This is a genomic window from Microvirga massiliensis, from assembly GCF_001006805.1.
In the GTDB taxonomy this organism is placed as follows: domain Bacteria; phylum Pseudomonadota; class Alphaproteobacteria; order Rhizobiales; family Beijerinckiaceae; genus Microvirga; species Microvirga massiliensis.
Genome location: NZ_LN811360.1, coordinates 3,565 through 21,817 on the forward strand (window position 1 = coordinate 3,565; position 18,253 = coordinate 21,817).

Sequence of the window (18,253 nt, forward strand, 5' to 3'; positions counted from 1 at the left end):
GGCCCATCCATTCCCGCCAGCGCGCCGCCGGGGGCAGGTCGGCGAGATCGCAATCGACCGGTTCTGGCTTACGGCGGCTCATCGGCTCACAAGCCATACAGCCGAAAGCTCGGGCGGCCGGTCAGTTCGCGCGCGGCCCGGAGCGCGACCAGGCGCTCGAACAGCCGGCGCAGGCCGCGATCCGACATGCCGGCCAGGCGTGACGAGGCCGCCACGGCATCGTTCGCCAGCAGGGCCTCCACGACCACGGCGGCGCCCCGGGCGCGCAGCCGTGGCGCGACCCCCTCCAGGGCCGCGGCGCGCCGGCTGAGCTCGCCCGCCAGATCGCAGGCCTGCGCGGCGGCCTGGGCGTAACCCGCGCAGCAGAGATGCGGCCAGGCGGGATCGGCGAGTCGCACCCGGCGCCCCTGCGGGCCGAGCCGGAACTCCCCCTGGAGCGCTACGGCGGCCAGGAGCGGCGCGGCCACGGGCCAGCGCAACCGGCGGGCCAGCACGACATCGGCCAGCCACAGCCCCAGGATCTCGGCGTCGGGACGCAGGCGCGCGCAGACCGCGGCAGCCTCGGCGGCCGCGAACACCGCCGGTCGGGCTCCGCCCGCCAGGGCCCGCGCCTGCGCGACGGCGCTCCCCAGCGCCTCATCCAAGGGCAGGCTGAGATCGGCGGCGGCAGCCCGGACGCGCGCGTCGTCGAGCCCCGGGCTGTGGCCCGCGAGGCGGCGCCAGAGCACGAGCAGGCGGCCGGCCGGACCCGGATCGTCGCCGGCCCCGCGCAGGTAGAAGGCGTCGCGCAAGCCAGGTTCGTCCTCGCGGCGGCCAGCAGCGCGGGCACTGGCCGCGGCCGCCCGCAGGGCGAGCCGCTGCAGCCAGACGCCCTGCCAGGACGAGGCCTCGGTTACGACGCCCTGCAGGAGCGCCAAACCGGCGCCGGCCAGGAAGGCGGCCTCAGGTTCGTGGGCCGGGATCGTGGCGGCGCGCGCCCAAGCGGGAAATCCAGGAGACATCAGGTGGGACAGGGCGTGATTCGGGCTCGACTGTAATTCAGCACGGCGCTTTAGGCCACCTGTTGAGGCCATAAGCGCCGCACCTGTCGTGCCCGGGTTGTGTCCGATAAACTTGGCTTATCGGACGTGACGCCGCGCCCGGGGTCGTGCTAGGCTCCGGAGATCGGAATCGCCTCGCCATAAGCATGAAACCCGCCACCGAGCTAACCCGCCGGCCCCTCCCCTCCCCGCCCGCCGGGCTCGAGGAGCTCGCCGAGAGTGCCCGTGATTACGCCCGCGGCGCCAAAACCGCCCACACGCTGCGCGCCTACGCGGCCGACTGGCGGCATTTCACGGCCTGGTGCGCCCATCACGGCCTCCCTCCCCTGCCCCCAGATCCGCAGGTGATCGGCCTCTATCTCGCGGCCTGCGCCTCGGATGCGCGGAGCCGACGCCCGACCGCCCAGACCGTCGAGCGGCGCCTGTCGGGGCTCGCCTGGAACTTCCGGCAGCGCGGCACGCCGATGGACCGGAGCGACCGCCATATCGGCGAGGTCCTGGCCGGCATTCGCCGCAAGCACGGGCGGCCTCCCGTCCAGAAGGACGCGCTCTCGGCCGAGGACCTGATCGCGATGGTCGCGACGCTCGGGCATGATCTGCGCGGCCTGCGCGACCGGGCCATGCTGCTGATCGGCTTCGCGGGCGGTCTCCGGCGCAGCGAGCTCGTGGGGCTCGACTGCGGCCGCGACCAGACTGAGGACGGTGCGGGCTGGGTCGAGATCCTCGCGGGCGGTGCCCTCCTGACCTTGCGGGGCAAGACCGGCTGGCGCGAGGTCGAGATCGGGCGCGGCTCCAGCGAGCAGACCTGCCCGGTGGCGGCCCTGGAGGTCTGGATGCGGCTGGGACGCATCGCCCATGGGCCCCTCTTCCGGCGGGTGTCCCGCGACGGCAAGCGAGCCCTGGCGGAGCGCCTGACCGACAAGCACGTAGCACGCCTGGTCCAGCAGACGGCGCTGCAGGCCGGCGTGCGCGGCGATCTCCCGGAGGGCGAGCGCCGGCTCCGGTTCGCGGGCCACTCCCTCCGGGCGGGGCTCGCGACGGCCGCCGCGGTCGAGGAGCGCTATGTCCAGCGCCAGCTCGGTCACACGAGCGCCGAGATGACCCGGCGCTATCAGCGCCGCCGCGACCGGTTTCGGGTCAATCTCACCAAGGCCGCCGGTCTGTAATCAACCGTTCACACCTAATCGAGGGAGGTCTTCGACACTGATCAGCATAGCCCCCTCCCCTCCCCGACGCATCGAGCAGCCACACAGGACTCCGGCAACACCTAAGCACCTGACAAGATTGCATATTCGCAGCGAGACGCGGCGATCGGCCGGCAGCAAATTGAAATTCTTAGTCAGAAGCGACAGCTTCAAATTGAAATTCTTAGCCCGAAATTCGTACTCAAGTTTCGAGCTTACGGTTTCAATTGAAATTCTTAATCAGAATCAACACCCGGGCCGGGATCGAGAGCGCCCGGCGGCGCGGCCGCCTCCCCGGCAATCCGGCGCTTCGTGCCAGAGATCTTGAGGCCATCCGGAAGATCCGCTCAGCCCGCGACCAGGCGCAGCTCGAGCGATTGATCGAGACCGCAGATTCCTGGCTTCCTGTTGTTCGCCGGATGCGCCCCGATCGCACCTGGCACGAGGTTGCCAGCAATCTGAACGCGCACGGCCAGTCCTGGACCGAGGCAACGCTCCGAAAGGCCGTGAGGCGCATGGTCCGCGAGAACCTTGCCGACACCAGCTTACTGAACAAGGCCCCTCGGCGGCCTGCCAGCGAGCGTCTCCTCACCCTCGTGGCCGGGATTGCCATGGCGGATCCGAGCAAGAGCCACCGCGAGATCGCGGCGCAGCTTGAACGTATGCGGGAGAAGACCCCTCAAGGCGGCACGAAGTGGTCCGCCTCCTCGGTCAAGTCACTGCTAGACTGGGCTGCGAGGCTCGGACTGTCCGCTAAGAATTAGCAGTGGACTTAGGCCTCGTCCCTTTTCAACAGGTTGTTGCCTTCGCGGAGCGTCGGCCGCAGCACGCCCAATTGACCGCCCAAAAGTTCTCCCCTCCCCCTTCTCACCATTCGCATCCGACAAGCGCCTTGGCTTCAGGCCGGACGACACCCAATTGAGACGGCCTGCCCCCTGGGAACTGGGTCTGGAACCGATCCTCAAGCTCGCCCGTCTCTGCATGCCTGGCCCATGACACGATCGATCAAAGCAAACTCGTCGTCCTCGCGCCCAGCCATTGGCGTCAACATCTGGATGTCACGTCAGTTGAACCCATTTGATAACCGATATCGCTTATTCGATTGAGTAAGCGATCGAGTTATTGCTGTAAGTTTTACAGGGGATCAAATGCCGAAGCCGCGCCTCTACACCGAAGACGTGTTCGTCCGCTTGCCAAACGGCACGAAGGCGCGCATCGATCTGCTGCGCGGAGACGAGCGCCAAGGTGATTTTCTGCGCCGAATTCTACTTGGTGCTCTTTCGGAACTGGAGAGCAACTACGGAAAATCGCAGCCATCTCGTTGATCGAGATCCGGCGGCACCTGGAGACCGTCCCCGCCCTTAGTCGATTGCACCCGGACCAGTTGGCGGCCGCTGCTTCAATCCGGACGTAATGCTGTCGCCGACGTCGGATCTTCGCTTACGGGATTGCACATCCTCTGCCAGCCGCGCCCTGCCCTCCCTGCTGCCCAAATCGCTGAAACCCTCAATTCAGGAGCGGATGGCCGCCAGCTTCCAAGGAGCGGTCCTCAAGCCGACGGGCCTGCTTCGCGATTGGACCCGTTGAGCCCTCAAATCTGGACCAGCCAATCTGACGTCACCGTGTTGTCGTCTTCCCGGCACCTGTCAGTTGTAAGCTTACAACGAGGCCGCATCCAACTATCCGGCTGTCCCGCAGCGACCACCGAGGCGTGGGTCCGCGGAGGGGTGATCACTCGTCTGGAGTGGCTGGATAATCTAGTGTGAAGCGGATATGGTGCGGCCTCTTCTGTTTTGAATCTCGGCGCAGAGTTCCCGTTGCCGATTTTAGATGTACGCGCTCCGGCCCTTGTAGGCATGACGACAAGACGCTGTGCCTGGGAACTCTGGGATCTACCTGGATTTTGGGCTCGCAGGCACTAAGCAGGAGTCGACCCAGAGCTAACGGTAGCGGATTCCAGCCCTCTCGCCCGAAGCGGGTCGACGTCTCGCCGGATAGGTTCGCGCCGCGCGCGAGATCGCGATGGGTCAAGACCTGATTGACAAGACGTCCCCGAGTGCTGGCAGCCGCCAACTGCTCGGTCTGAGATCTTTTCGATTTGGCTCTCTTAACATTGGCCGCGCAGCCTCAGATGCACTGCACTGACAACACGGGCGGTGCGGCGATCGCTTGGGACACTCGATTGAGTGAGAGACGGGACTGGATTCTGAGCCTGCTTGAGTCTCGCGATACCACCCTAGGGTTCTCGGCCACCAATGATGGCCTGTACCCACTCAGCGGTCATCTTGCCCAACCGGCATCATAGCAACGCGAATACTCTGGATCACAGCCCACCGGATTCACCTGATGCGGAAACTTCGATCTGCACCCCCCGGCTGCCTCTTCGAGCAAGCGCAAACCTCTCAAACGGAAGGGGAGGGGGACGTAGGGGTAGCGAACGCCAATTCCCACAGCTCCCCGTTCGTCGCATCTGTTTAGAAAGGTGCACACCAACGATTCGGCATCGAGTAACAGCGCTGTCTCGGCGTCGCGCCTAGATCCGGTCTATAGCCAAATCAAATTGTAAGCTTACAACCACGCCCGGTTCCGGCGTCTCCCACCAGGCGCATTCCCTATGCCAAGTTGGTGAAAGCCAACTCTCTATCCGCTGATTCCGATGAGATTTCACAACCCAAAGCACTAATCTCCGGCCCTCTTTGGACGAATGATGCTCTCAGGGAGTTGGCAGGGGAGGGGAGGGATCGCACTTCGAGCATATTGGCGGAGCTGCAGGCTGCCCAAATTGGCTCCAGTCACGGCCACACTTTCTCGTAGTGGGAAATCTGTCACCCCCGACCGAGGAGCCTCAGCCTCAAAGCCAAAGGGTTGTAGCTTGGTTCGATGATGCCCGTTGTAAGCTTACAATTGGTCCCTAGTCCCGCGGGTTGTCCCAAGGTGAAACTCGAGCAGGTCCCGCTTGTGAAGCGACCACCGACGCACTGACACCGGCGCGCGAAATTAACAGTAGAGAGGGGCCCTCAGGCAGCTGAGCATGAGCTCGCCTTCGACTTCGCAGGGACCTGGCTGCGCGAAGCCCGAAACCAGTAGACAATGCGAATTAGACGGCCGCGGCAGACTACAACTGGCGTCAAGAGATGTCGCTAAGGAGAGCCCGGTCCGAGCACTGTGTAAACGATTGATTTGGCTGTTGTAATTTACAACGATGTTCAGAGGCGACCACGCGCCGCCTAGCACGGCACAGGCCGGTGGGACTTATTGTATCTGGGACACACCGCCGTTCGATCCCGAACAGATTGTAAGCTTACAACGACACCCGGTCCGGTTCCCTCGCTGACGGAGGCATGCAAGGAGGCCACACCAGGCATATTTCGGCCCACAAACTCGAGGGACGGCGAGCTTTGTTAAACCGTTGTTAACCCCTTGGACCTGTTATGGCGTCTGCGCATTTCTGCCGGATTTGGTCATTTCTGCGCAGACCCTCTCTCGTCAAGGATCATGCGTAATGAGCACCCAAGCAGCCCTTAAACCCGACCCGACGGCAACCTTTCTGGACATCCTCGGGAACGACGCTGACGAACTTGCATCAAAGTTGCAGGATCTCCAGCGCAGGATCTTTCCACCAAAAGCGAAGAAATCGATTCGTAGGCTGACTTCCGCAGAAGCTGCAAAGTTTATTGGCGTGACGGAAGGTTACCTGCGCCAAATTGCAGCTGACGGAAAAGTTCCTCTCTCGGAGGGGGCTGCGAACGGCCGACGCACATACTCAGTCGAGGACATCAACGCGATCCGCGAGATGCTTGATAGTGGCGCTAAGCCCACACGGCGGTACTCGCCACGCCGGCAGGAGGGAGAGAAACTCCAGATCATCTCCGTCATCAATTTCAAGGGCGGCAGCGCAAAGACAACGACCACAGCACACCTAGTGCAGTATCTCGCTCTGAAGGGCTATCGGGTTCTCGCCATTGATCTTGATCCGCAAGCGAGCTTGTCGACGCTGTTTGGTCTGCAACCGGAAACCGATGTCGGCGAAAATGAAACCCTATACGGTGCTATTCGCTACGATGATCAGCGAGTGGACGTCACTGACATCATCCGTTCGACGTACCTGCCGGGCCTGCACGTAATTCCCGGCCACCTGGAGCTCATGGAGTTTGAGACGACCACGCCGATGGCGAAAGAGGGACAAACCTTCTTCGCCCGCATGGCGGGCGCCCTTGGCCCCGTGGCCGACGAATATGACGTTGTTGTTGTCGATTGCCCGCCAAACCTCGGCTACCTGACAATGACTGCACTCTGTGCGGCGTCAGCCGTCCTCATCACAGTCCATCCGCAAATGCTGGATGTCCTTTCTATGGCCCAGTTCTTGCGCATGACAACCGATCTACTAAGCACAATTCATAAAGTGCGGCCCCAGTCCGACTATGACTGGATGGGATATCTGGTCACTCGCTATGAGCCGAACGACACTCCTCAGAACCAAATGGTCGGGTTCCTTCGGTCACTTTTTGGGCCTCGGTTGCTCACCAATGCGATGCTCAAGAGCACCGCTATCGCTGACGCGGGTCTGACCAAGCAGACGCTCTATGACGTCGAAAAGCAGCGCTTCAACAAGGGAACGTACGACAGGGCGCTTGAGTCCGTGGACCTTGTGAATGGCGAGATCGAAGCCCTGCTTCGTCGCACGTGGGGGAGAGTGTAATGGCTCGTCCAAATATCTTCGACGTACTGAGTGTTCCAGCCGGCAACCCTGATCAAGATATCCCGCCGGCTAAGGACGATGATCGCCCGTTTAGGTCGGACAGACCCTTCGCATCTACGGAACGCAAGTCTAGGCCAACTCCACAACTCGGGCTCATACAGGGAGCCGTGGAAAGTGCTGGACGCGTAGAAGAAATCGAGCGCAAGCTCGCGCAGGGTCAATCTGTCGTGGATCTCGATCCTGCCGACATTGACGCCTCGTTCGTTCCCGATCGGATGGCGCCTTCAGAGGAAGCACACCGCAACTTGGTTGCCTCCATCCAAGAATCGGGTCAGCAAGTGCCAATCCTTGTTCGCCCTCATCCGGAAACCTCCGGACGCTATCAAATCGCCTACGGCCACCGACGTGTTCGAGCGCTCAAGGAACTCGGCCTGAAAGTCCGTGCGGTCGTCCGCGATCTGACCGACGAACAACTTGTCGTCGCCCAGGGGCAGGAAAACAACGAACGAACCAATTTGACGTTTATCGAGCGGGCCCGCTTTGCGAAGCAGCTCGAAGACCGAAAGTTTCCCCGCGAGGTGATCTCAAGGTCGTTATGTATCGACAAAGCCAATATCTCACGCCTAATTTCCGTGGCGTCCCGCATCCCCCTCGACATCATCGATGCGATTGGGCCGGCGCCCACGATCGGGCAAGGGAGATGGATGGAATTTGCCGACCTTCTGGATCGAAAGGCCCAAGACAAGATCCGGAAGGCTATTGCCGGCGAGAACTTCGCATCTCTCATTGCGGACGCGAGATTTGATGCCCTTTATGGCCTCGTGAAGGTGAAGAGTGCGCGGCCCACCACTGAGCCGTGGACAGCAAAAGACGGCCTCCGAGTCGCCAAAGTGACACGCTCCCCCAAGAACTTCTCCCTGTCGTTCGATGAGAAAGTAGCTCCGGAGTTTGGAGAATTCGTGCTCGAGAAGCTCGAAGATCTCTACACAGAATTCAAAACGCGAGCATTGGAGCAGTGATTATTCTCGAGCGTCCCGCACCTGATCTCTGGGACTCTCACACGTAAGCCTAGCTATTGGGCGCAAGTCTGGATCAATGCTCGTTTTCCCCATGGCTTGGTTCGCAATGACGCCTGCTCTTTAGGGCGCTCGATGGACTCAGACGGCCCGAGGGCTGGAAACTTAAATGCAAACGCCCGCCGAAAGGCGGGCGTGGCTTATACTGCAAAGCGAAGATCGCTCAGGCCGCGACCACGTCGCGAGCAACCCGCTCAATCTCGACTCGGGTGATCCCCAAGTCGTCGAGTTGACGATCCGAAAGCTGCGAAAGCTCGCGGATGGTTTCGCGGTAGCGCATGTACGCGCGGATTCGAGAGATAATATACGTCAAAAACACGGTGTGCCCCCTGAGCCTCTTTCGGGCCCGAAAACGAAAGTTTTTCGTCGTTGGTGAGAAGTGGCATATAGAGCGGCGGCGCCTTTCGCAGCAGCGACATTAGCGTGGGCGCGTCATGCTCCGGCGGCATGGCGACCGCGGCCGTATCATCAACTCGCGACGGGATTGCCACGAAATGGCCCGCAGAGCTGGAAGCGCAGATCTCCCTCTCCACGGTGGGCACGTCCCGAAATGGCTGGCGGACCGCATGACGCGCCTCGGGGCGGTCATGAGCGAGGCGATCGTCCACCACTATGGGAGGGATGAGCTTCTGCGCCGCCTGGCCCACCCATTCTGGTTCCAGTCCTTCGGAGCCGTCATGGGCATGGACTGGCACTCCTCTGGGATCACCACCAGCGTCATCGGCGCGTTGAAACGCGGGTTGACGCCGCTCTCGAAGGAGCTCGGGATCCACGTCTGCGGCGGCCGCGGGCGGCACTCGAAGCAGACCCCCCACGAGCTCGCCGCAATCGCAGACCGGGTGGGCCTGGACGGTCTCGCCCTGGCGAATGCCAGCCGGCTCGTCGCCAAGGTGGACACCGCTGCGATCCAGGACGGCTTCGACCTTTATCTCCACGGCTTCATCGTCACAGACGACGGCCAGTGGGTGGTCGTGCAGCAGGGGATGAACGGCGATCTCCGGCAGGCCCGCCGCTATCACTGGCTCTCGGAAGGCCTGAAGAGCTTCGTCGACGAGCCTCACACCGGCATCGACGGAGAAGGGCAGGGGGAGATCGTCAATCTCACCGATCGCCGAGCCGACGCGTCCCGTCGCGCCCAACTCGAGCTGCTCTCGACCTTGGGGCCGGATGGCATTGCCCGAGAGATCGCATCCATCGAGACCAAGGCCGCTCCCGTTCGAGAGGAGCCGCAGCCTCTGCTCCCGCATCTCGTCATGCCGGCCCATCACGAGGTCCGGGCCAGCGATGTAGTGACCAAGCGTCTGCACGGTGCGCTCGCCGCAGCGGCCGACCGGAGTCCGGTCGACTTTCCCGATTTGTTGCTCGTCCCCGGGGTAGGGGCCCGTACAGTGCGCGCCCTCGCGATGGTCGCCGAAGTCGTTCACGGGGCGCCGTGCCGATTCACGGATCCGGCCCGCTTCTCCTTCGCGCATGGCGGGAAGGATCGGCATCCGTTTCCCGTTCCCGTGAAGGTCTACGATCAGACCATCCGGGTCCTGAAATCTGCGGTCCAGAAAGCGAAGCTCGGGCAGCAGGACGAGTTGTTCGCCCTGAAGCGGCTCGACGACCAAGCCCGGCTCCTGGAGCGCCATGCCACCGGGCCATCAGTCGAGGAGTTGATCGCGCGGGAAATGCGCGACGCGCATTCCTATGGCGGCCGCTCAATCTTCGGCGATGAGCCACCTTCTTATGCCCGAAGCGGCAAGCGCGCGCCCTGACCTCAGGCTATCTGGGTGGCTGATGCCATAGAGGCAGCCTGCGCCGTCGACGGTGCTCGGCGCAGGCGATCAGATCAAGGATGCCCAGCGGCCTTGCTGGAGAGTAGCGGCTGACGGATGGTGACGAAGTCCTCGACAGCGACCAGCAGCTCATCGACATGGCTTTTTTCGTGCACCAGCGACAGATTGATCATGCCGCGCCGTGCCAAATAGATACCGCGCTCGAGCATGTCGAAGAAGAACAGGTCGCGCAATTGCGCATTGCCACGCGCGGCATCCTCGACGTTACGGATCTCGCCCGTTGTCATGTGGACGTTCATCATCGAACCGAGCCCGGAGAAGCTCATTGCTGCATTGTGCTTCCGGGCGATCGCGTTCAGCTTGTTACGAGTGTCTTCACCAAATCTGTTCAGCGTCTTGACCGCATCACTGGTGTAAATTTGGGTCATTGCCGTCAGGCCGGCCGCCATGGTGAGCACGTTGTTGTTGAACGTGCCAGCATGAGGGATAGAATGCGGCTGACGCGGATCGAGATGGCTCATGATACTCGCCGCGCCGCCAAACGCACCGAAGCTCATGCCGCCGCCGATATACTTGCCGAGCGTGGTGAGATCCGGCGTGATACCGTGCTCGCCCTGGAGACCGCCCGGGCCGAGACGTGAGGTCATCACCTCGTCGAAGATCAGCGTGATGCCATGCGCCTTCGTCGTCTCGCGCAGCATAGTAAGGAATTCACGCGTCGCTGGAATGCAGCCGCCGCCGCCCTGCATTGGCTCGAGGATCACTACGCCGAGCACCGACGCATTATCTTCGATCAGCTGCTGCGTCGCGCGGACATCGTTATACCGGGCGATGATGAAATCGAACGGCGCGTTGATGACGTTGTGGCCATGGTGGAATGTGAACACGCCGCCATGGTAGCCGCCGTTGAAAACCATTACCTTCTTGCGCTTATTCACGGCCAGCGCGGTGCTGATCGCCATCAGGTTGGCTTCGGTGCCGGAATTGGTGAAGCGAACCAGATCGAGGGCGGGGAAGCGCTCGCACAAAGTAGCAGCGAACTGAGCTTCGAGTAGTCCGTGCCCGCCAAAATTGATGCCGGCATCGAGCGTCTTGTCGATCGCCGCGCGAATGACCGGGTGGGAATGGCCGAAGATGCCGGCTGTGAATTCCCCGAGAAAATCGATGTATTTATGCTCGTCCGCATCCCACAGATGCGGCCCCTCGCCGCGAACCAGCGCCAGTGGGAAGGGGGTGTAGAACAGGCTCGTTCGGGTGTTGCCGCCGGGCATGGACTTCGTGGCCTTAGTATAGGCCGCCTCGCTCTTCGGGTTCCTGCCGGCGAAGTTCTCTTGCGCCTCCTGCAGTGCGGCATTCAGGCTGACATTTGTGATGTTATCGGACATTCCCTGCCTCCAAGAGACCATTTGAAGAGATCATTTGCCAATATCCAGCATCTCGCGGGCTTCGGCCGGCGTTGCGGGGTCGTGGCCGAGTATGTTGATGATCGATGCGGCCTTTTCGACCAGCGCGGCGTTGCTTGGCGCCAGGTTGCCGCGAGCGAGATAGAGGTTGTCCTCCAGGCCGACGCGCACATGGCCCCCAAGCAAAATCGCCTGCGCCGCCATCGGGAACTGATGCAACGAGATGCCGAACGCGAACCACACACTGTCCGCCGGGAGAAGGTTGCGCATGTACAGCATCGCTTCGGCGCTCGCCGGCTGCGACCACAATATGCCGAGGCAGATCTGGAACAGGGCAGGGGAGCGGATCAGACCCTCGTCGATCAGGCGGCGGGCGAGCAGCACATGGCCTGCCTCGAACACCTCGAGTTCGGGAAGCACGCCGGCCTCCTTGATCGTCTTGGCCATGACCCTCAAATGGCCGGGCGTATTCAGGAATGCCTGGTCGCCCATGTTCATCGAGCCCATGTCCAGGCTGCAGATTTCGGGGCGTAGCGCCTCGACATGGCGCGTGCGCTCATGCGGCAGCGACAATGTTGTGCCGACGCCGCCCTCGCGCGGGTTCGTTTCGCCGGGCGCGAAGCGCCCACCGGCGCCAGTGGTCAGGTTGATGATCACATCGACGCCGCTGTCGCGGATGCGCTCGGTGACCTCGCGATACAGGGCCAGATCCATGCTGGGCTTTGTGGTTTTCGGATCGCGCACATGGATATGCACGATCGCCGCTCCGGCCTTGGCGGCGTCGATCGCCGATGCAGCGATGGCCTGCGGCGTCACCGGCACGGCCGGATTCTTGCCAGGCGAATCGGCCGACCCGGTTACCGCGCAACTGATCATGATCTTTCGGCTCATCGGGCTGACCTCTCGTGTGGCCTACGTGCGGAGTGATAGGAAGCGGGAACGAGTGGGCGGAGCGGACTGGCGATGGGCACTCAGCTGTCGTCGATCGCCTGGAACATGATGTCGCCGACGATGTGATCGGCAGCGCCGACGATATCCGCATGCACCGCCGCCCTGGCCTCGGCGGGATCACGCCGTTGCATGGCGGCAAGGATCCGTGCGTGATTTTCATTACCGCGCCAGTTGGAGGATTGCTTATGCAGGATGTGGAAGAATGGCCCTGCCCGAATCCACATCGACTGGATGACACTGACCAGCGTGTGCGAGCCCACCGCCCGGTAAATGAGGAAATGAAACGCCTGATTGCGAGCGAGATAGGCGCGGACATTCTCTTCGGTGTGCGGCAGCGCGGAAATCGCGCACATCTCGCCATGCGTGCGGGCCAGCGCCTCCAGCATCGCGTCAGTCATCAGCGGGGCCGCCGCCTCGGCCGCCGAGGATTCGATCAGTGAACGGGCCGCGATCAGGTCGCGATAATGCTCCGAGCCGACCAGCGGCACGCGCACGCGGCGGTTTTCCAGCAGTTCGAGGGCGCCGATCGCCACCAGGCGGTTGACCGCTTCGCGCACCGGCATGGTGCTGGTGCCAAGCGCGCTCGCGACGGCACGCAACGGCACGCGTTGTCCGGGCGCGAAGTAGCCGCTGGCAAGCGCCTGGTGCAACGACTCATAAACCTGCTGGTTCAGCGACTGCCGTGTCACGCCGGTCAGGCCGGCGAAGGGCGACGTGAAAGCCATGGCAGGCGCGCCTGCGCCGGCAGAACCCGGCATGGGTGATGAGCTGCTCGTTGTTGGCTTGGGTTTGGGCATCGGGGTTTGCCTCCGTTGGCGCTTTTCCCGGCGAAAGACCTCACGGGGAGCGGTAGCGCAAGGAAGCACAGGAATCGCTCGCGCTGGAGCGGTGTCCATGCGTAGTGCCGGGGATCGGTCCCCGACACCGGTCGTCGCGCACCGACGGCAACCGGCTTATGCTGTAGCCCGTCGACACAGTGCGCACGCCTTATCAATAGGTACGTGGGTTGAAGACGCCGCGCTCGCCGCTCTTGCGGACCGTTTTCACCGCGGCGGCGACATCCTCGAGGTATTGCGGCACCACTGGAAGGTGGACGGGATTAACGCCTTGCTGGATCGCCAGCGGCTCGCGCAGCTGGCCCGGAAGCCAGCCCTTGCCTTGTAGCTCATTGGCAACCGCAATGATATCGACCTCAGAATCCTGCGAGACATAACCGTAGAGGTTGGCCTCGCGGTTCGGCTCAAGGCAGCGCAGGCCCGGAATGGCGTTGATGCCGTGGATCAACTGGCAGGTCGCATCCATCGCCGCCTTGGTCGTCGCCAGGTAGCCCTCGCGGCCGAGAAAGCGCATCACGGCCCATGCCGCCGCCACCGACCCGGCCGGCTTGCTACCCATGAAGGACGGCGTCGCATAGGTGCCGCGCGGCCAGCCGGAGAACTCGAAGCGCTCGAATTTCTTCATTTCACTGTCGCGGAACACCAGCGCGGACGCGCCTTTGGCGCCATAGCCGAACTTGTGGATGTCGGCGGACAGGCTGGTAACGCCCGTCACCCCGAGATCCCATGGCGGAATGGCATAACCGAGCTCCTCGGCGAAGGGCGAGATGAATCCGCCCCAGCAGGCGTCGACATGCAGCCAGAGATTGCGCTCGGCCGCCGCCGCACCAAGCTCGCCGATTGGATCGAAGACGCCGTAAGGGTAGCACGGCGCCGAGGAGAACAGCATGATTGTGCGGTCATTAACCAGTTCCAGCATCCGCTTGGCGTCGGCGCGATACTCAGGCCCGACCGGCACGCGGATGATGTCGATATCCATGATCTCGCCGGCCTTATTGAGCCCGGCATGGGCGGAGACCGGAGCGATGACGTTCAGCCGCTCCCGCCCACCGTTGGCAGAGGCTGGCCGGTTGGCCTGGAAATAGTTGCGCGCAGTGCGCACGGCCTCGAACAAGCTCTCCGTGCCCCCGGAGGTGAAGGTCATTCCGGCCCCAGCCGGGGCGTGGAAGAGGTCGAGGACCATCGCGTTGATGTCCTCGAGCATACGCGTCAGGCTCGGAAAGGCACGACCTTCGCCAAGCCCGTTCTCGACCGAGTACAGGCGGTAGGCATCCATCTGTACTTTCAGCAGTTCGTCGCTGTAGAAGTAGGTGTAGGACGGCAGCCGCCCGCCACGCCAATCATAATCCAGCCCCTTGAAGCTCTTGAGCCCGCGCTCGAGCTCGTCCCAACCCGTGCCGGTCGCCGGAAAAGCCGTGACCCGCGGGATGTTGTCCGCTGCATCGCTCCGCGGTGATTTTTGCGCGCGGGGGGTGTTGGCGTGGGTCACCGGCGTCTCCGTAAGGTTTATTGTGATCACAACATACGCGTGTTGCTCCGCGGGAGGCAAGGGCCTTGCGCTCCCCACGAAACACCCCCTAGATCACTTGGATTGCGCAAAGCTTGCGGCCTCAGTCCACGTCCTGGGGTTGGAACTCACCCTCATCGCGACAATGGGCGCAGCGCCTTGCCTGCTGAATGAAAATGTGATCACATCCGCCTCAATTACAACATGCGCCCGCCGGGCTGTTGCCTTGCGCTGGGCGGCAACAACTTCGAGGGGGGAAGCCTGACACCTTGACTCATCTGCGTGCCCGTCCTTGCGGGTCGCCGCGCGGGCTGCCGTCCGCCCGCCGCGCCGCGAAGACTTCACACAGGCGCCGTGCTCGAGGGGGCGAGGCCTGCCGATCACAGCCACTGTAATGCGTTTTACAGCAGACAACCGGAGATCGACATGAGAAGTAAAATCCTAGGCCTCGCGGGAGGCATGATGTTGGCGTTGCCGATGACGGCGCAAGCAGACATGCTTGAAACCGTCAAAAGCGCCGGGATCATCAAATGCGGCGTTTCGGATGACCTGCCTGGTTTCTCGTTCCTCAACGATAAGGGGGCCTGGACGGGCTTCGATGTCGATTATTGCAAGGCGTTCTCGGCGGCGGTGTTCGGAACCGGCGACAAGGTCAAATTCACCCCCATCGCCTTCAACCAGTCGTTCACTGCGTTGCAGTCCGGTGAAGTCGACGTTCTCTCGCGCAGCGTCACCTATACAATTTCCCGCGACACCCAGCTCAAGGTCAACTTCACGCCGCCGAACTTCTATACTGGCCAGAGCTTCATGACCCATAAGGAGCTTGGTGCCAAAAGCGTCAAGGATCTAGACGGTGCCGCAATATGCGTGCTGGCCGGCAGTGTAACGGAGCGCTATATCGCCGATTACTTCCGTGCCAACAACATCAAGTTCAAGCCGATCGCGATCGAACAGACGTCGCAGGTACAGTCGGTCTATGAGAGCGGCCGCTGCGATGCGATGTCCCATGAGACCCCGTCCCTGGCGATCGCCCGCTCGCGCTTCAAGAACCCCGATGCGCATGTCATCCTCCCCGAGGTGATCGCCAAATCCTATGAGGCGCCGTTGGTGCGCGAGGGCGATGACCGCTGGAACGACATCATTCGCTGGACGCACTTCGCACTCGTGACAGCCGAGGAACTCGGCATCACCCAGAAGAATGTCGAGGAAAAGCTGAAGTCGAGCGATCCGGTGGTGCGCACCTTTCTCGGCGTCGATGGCGACATTGGCGAGAAGATGGGCCTAGCCAATAATTGGACGGTCAACGTCATCAAGGCAGTCGGCAATTACGGCGAAATCTACAACAGGCATCTCGGCTCCGACTCCTCACTCAAGATCGAGCGCGGCATGAACGACCTCTATGAGCGCGGCGGGCTCCTTTACGCCCCGTCATGGCGCTGACGCGCCGACAGCCGTTCATTCGGCAAATCGCCAACACAAAAGTGGATACTTGGTGACTGTATCTTCTGAAACGTATCGGGCGCCTCCGTTCTGGAGGCGCCCCTCGGTTCGCGGTTTCCTGATTCAGGCCGGTCTCGTGCTCGGGCTGGTCGGTGCGGCGTGGTTCTTCACGAGCAACGCCGTGGCCAATCTGGCCAAGAACTCGCTGACCACCGGATTTGGTTTCCTGTGGGGCAACGCCTCGTTCGAACTCGGCGAAAGCATTACCGGGTTTGCCGCCGGCGACAGTTTCCTCGACGCATTCTATGCCGGCATCGCCAATACCGCAGCGGTATCGGTCATCAGTATTATTGCCGCGACCATTCTCGGTGTCGTTATCGGCATCACGCGCTTGTCCTCGAACCCGCTCGCGCGGGTACTGTCGGGCGGTTATGTGGAACTGGTCCGCAATGTCCCGCTCATCCTCCAGATGATGTTCTGGTATGCGGTGATCACCCGTTCCCTCCCGTCGCCGCGCCGTGCCCTGCAGCCCGTCGAAGGGGTGTTCCTCAGCAACCGCGGCATCAACTTCCCGACCTTGCAGCTGGATGCTCTGCATCTCTGGATGGCGTTCGGCCTGACGGCGCTGCTCGTCATTGTCTTGCTGCTGCGCCGGTGGGCGCACGTGCTGAAGTCGCCGCGGCTGGCGGATGTGATACGCGATCCCAAGCTGTCGCTCGGCTTGTTGCTGGCTATTCTGGTACTGGTCGCCGCCACGGCGTCCGTCGACGCGCCGCGCATCGCGGGCTTCAATTTCCGGGGCGGGGGCTCCATCACGCCTGAATTCACCGCGGTGTTCTTCGGCCTCACAATCTATTCGGCAGCGTTCATAGCCGAGAACGTGCGCAGCGGCATCCTGGGCGTGGCGCGAGGCCAGCGTGAGGCAGCGTCGGCGCTCGGCCTGCGGTCGGGCCAGATCATGCGGCTGATTGTTCTCCCGCAAGCCTTGCGCGTCGTCGTGCCGCCACTTGCGAGCCAGTATCTCAACATCGTCAAGAACAGCTCCCTTGCGGTAGCGATTGGATACCCGGACATCATGCGGGTTGCGACCATCATCATCAGCGAGAGCGGCAAGGCGATCGAGGTGATCGCGATCATCATGGCGATCTACCTGACCTTCAGCCTGATCATTTCCTACCTGATGAATATCTATAATCGCACCATTATGGCGAAGGGGGGCTAGATGGCGCAGCAGGACGTCATGCTGACGGCTCCACCGGAGGGGCTCCGCCCGAAAGGGGCCGCACTGAGCGTATACAAGGGGTTGTTCGGCTCTCCGACCAACGCCGCGCTGACGCTGATCATTGGCGCGCTTTTGGTGATGATCCTGCCGGCGCTTTTCCGGTGGGCGATTCTTGATAGCACCTGGGGCAATGCTGGCCGCGAAGCCTGCGCTCAAGCTTCGGGCGCCTGCTGGGCCTTCATCAACGCCAAGGCGCGGCTGATCGTGTTCGGGCGCTATCCATACGAGGAGCAATGGCGGGCGCTACTCGCGATGCTGATCTTCCTCGGCGCGATGGCGTTCACGGCCGATTGGCGTCGCTGGGGCCGCCCGCATGCCGGGCGGACGCTCGCCATCGTCTGGCTCATTGCCCTGCCGTCCTGCGCTGTGCTGATGACCGGCGGCGTCTTTGGGCTACGCTATGTCGAGATGGATAGATGGAGTGGCCTGCCGCTGACGCTGATGCTGTCGGCCTTCGGCATTCTCTTCGCGCTGCTACTGTCGATCCTCCTTGCACTCGGGCGCCAATCCAAGCTGCCCGTCGTGCGGTGGATATGTATTGCCTATATCGAGTTAATCCGCGGCGTGCCGCTGATCAGCATCCTCTTCATGGCCGCCTTGATGCTGCCGATCATCCTGCCTGAAGAACTGGTGGTGTCGAAGATCCTGCGCGCGCAGATTGCCTTCATCATGTTCTTCGCCGCCTATATGGCCGAAGTGCTGCGCGGCGGCCTGCAGGCGGTCGGCAAGGGACAGTACGAAGCGGCAGATACGATCGGCTTGTCGTATTGGCAGAGCATGCGCAAGATTATCCTGCCGCAGGTGTTTCGTCTGACCATTCCGTCTCTGGTTAATATCTTCATTTCGGCGTTCAAGGATACATCGCTCGTGGTCATCATCAGCATGCATGACCTGCTTGGGACAACCAATGCCGCAATCACCGACCCGGAATGGCTCGGGATCTATGTGGAAGCTTATGTTTTTACAGCGATGATTTACTTCATCTTTTGTGGTGGTATCTCCTGGTACAGCCAGAGGCTCGAGCAGCATCTCATGTCTGGTGGGGCAAGACGTTGAA

The 18,253-nt window shown here is 62.2% G+C and carries 15 protein-coding genes; 9 read left to right on the plus strand and 6 right to left on the minus strand.

The window, feature by feature from the left end:
• Positions 1-86: 86 nt before the first annotated feature.
• Positions 87-1,073, minus strand: a complete 987-nt coding sequence (locus BN1233_RS28025; RefSeq protein ID WP_244471022.1) for a DUF1403 family protein — start codon at positions 1,071-1,073, stop codon at positions 87-89.
• A 113-nt stretch (positions 1,074-1,186) separates the two neighbouring features.
• On the opposite strand from BN1233_RS28025, the gene BN1233_RS28030 reads away from it, so the two are divergent.
• The 5 genes from BN1233_RS28030 (at position 1,187) to repB (ending at position 7,942) form a co-directional block, all read left to right on the plus strand.
• On the plus strand, positions 1,187-2,206 hold the full coding sequence (locus tag BN1233_RS28030) for a tyrosine-type recombinase/integrase (protein WP_046866970.1): 1,020 nt from the start codon (positions 1,187-1,189) through the stop codon (positions 2,204-2,206).
• 245 nt (positions 2,207-2,451) lie between these two features.
• Entirely contained in the window at positions 2,452-2,988 is a 537-nt protein-coding gene (locus BN1233_RS28035) for a serine integrase family protein (RefSeq protein WP_052763959.1), read from the plus strand.
• A gap of 384 nt (positions 2,989-3,372) precedes the next feature.
• Positions 3,373-3,549, plus strand: coding sequence for a hypothetical protein (locus tag BN1233_RS47355; RefSeq protein ID WP_154678302.1), 177 nt, complete (start codon positions 3,373-3,375; stop codon positions 3,547-3,549).
• Between the two features lie 2,177 nt (positions 3,550-5,726).
• Positions 5,727-6,923 carry a plasmid partitioning protein RepA gene (repA, locus tag BN1233_RS28040; RefSeq protein ID WP_046866971.1) on the plus strand — a complete coding sequence of 399 codons (1,197 nt, stop codon included), beginning with the start codon at positions 5,727-5,729 and terminating at the stop codon, positions 6,921-6,923.
• The gene (gene repB / locus BN1233_RS28045) at positions 6,923-7,942 is read left to right on the plus strand and encodes a plasmid partitioning protein RepB (protein ID WP_046866972.1); all 1,020 of its coding nucleotides are present in this window, start codon (positions 6,923-6,925) and stop codon (positions 7,940-7,942) included. The genes repA and repB overlap by 1 nt, the downstream gene beginning before the upstream one ends.
• Positions 7,943-8,162: 220 nt before the next feature.
• On the opposite strand, the gene BN1233_RS44995 is transcribed toward repB, so the two are convergent.
• Positions 8,163-8,318: a DUF1127 domain-containing protein gene (locus tag BN1233_RS44995; RefSeq protein WP_074078378.1), complete on the minus strand. Its 156-nt coding sequence runs from the start codon at positions 8,316-8,318 to the stop codon at positions 8,163-8,165.
• Positions 8,319-8,493: 175 nt separating this feature from the next.
• On the opposite strand from BN1233_RS44995, the gene BN1233_RS28050 reads away from it, so the two are divergent.
• Positions 8,494-9,756 carry a DUF763 domain-containing protein gene (locus BN1233_RS28050; RefSeq protein ID WP_046867228.1) on the plus strand — a complete coding sequence of 421 codons (1,263 nt, stop codon included), beginning with the start codon at positions 8,494-8,496 and terminating at the stop codon, positions 9,754-9,756.
• 74 nt (positions 9,757-9,830) lie between these two features.
• On the opposite strand, the gene BN1233_RS28055 is transcribed toward BN1233_RS28050, so the two are convergent.
• The 4 genes from BN1233_RS28055 to BN1233_RS28070 all read right to left on the minus strand — a co-directional run bounded on the left by BN1233_RS28055 (position 9,831) and on the right by BN1233_RS28070 (position 14,456).
• Entirely contained in the window at positions 9,831-11,162 is a 1,332-nt protein-coding gene (locus BN1233_RS28055) for an aspartate aminotransferase family protein (RefSeq protein WP_046866973.1), read from the minus strand.
• Between the two features lie 30 nt (positions 11,163-11,192).
• Positions 11,193-12,071, minus strand: coding sequence for a beta-keto acid cleavage family enzyme (locus BN1233_RS28060; RefSeq protein WP_046866974.1), 879 nt, complete (start codon positions 12,069-12,071; stop codon positions 11,193-11,195).
• A gap of 80 nt (positions 12,072-12,151) precedes the next feature.
• Positions 12,152-12,856: a GntR family transcriptional regulator gene (locus BN1233_RS28065; RefSeq protein ID WP_187144389.1), complete on the minus strand. Its 705-nt coding sequence runs from the start codon at positions 12,854-12,856 to the stop codon at positions 12,152-12,154.
• A 265-nt stretch (positions 12,857-13,121) separates the two neighbouring features.
• Positions 13,122-14,456: a pyridoxal phosphate-dependent decarboxylase family protein gene (locus BN1233_RS28070; RefSeq protein WP_048710010.1), complete on the minus strand. Its 1,335-nt coding sequence runs from the start codon at positions 14,454-14,456 to the stop codon at positions 13,122-13,124.
• Between the two features lie 444 nt (positions 14,457-14,900).
• Here BN1233_RS28070 and BN1233_RS28075 point away from each other — a divergent pair, with 444 nt between their 5' ends.
• The 3 genes from BN1233_RS28075 (at position 14,901) to BN1233_RS28085 (ending at position 18,252) form a co-directional block, all read left to right on the plus strand.
• Positions 14,901-15,914, plus strand: coding sequence for an amino acid ABC transporter substrate-binding protein (locus BN1233_RS28075; RefSeq protein ID WP_046866976.1), 1,014 nt, complete (start codon positions 14,901-14,903; stop codon positions 15,912-15,914).
• A gap of 136 nt (positions 15,915-16,050) precedes the next feature.
• Positions 16,051-17,136, plus strand: coding sequence for an amino acid ABC transporter permease (locus BN1233_RS28080; RefSeq protein WP_197094638.1), 1,086 nt, complete (start codon positions 16,051-16,053; stop codon positions 17,134-17,136).
• Positions 17,137-18,252 carry an amino acid ABC transporter permease gene (locus BN1233_RS28085; protein WP_197094639.1) on the plus strand — a complete coding sequence of 372 codons (1,116 nt, stop codon included), beginning with the start codon at positions 17,137-17,139 and terminating at the stop codon, positions 18,250-18,252.
• The last annotated feature ends 1 nt before the right edge of the window (position 18,253 follow it).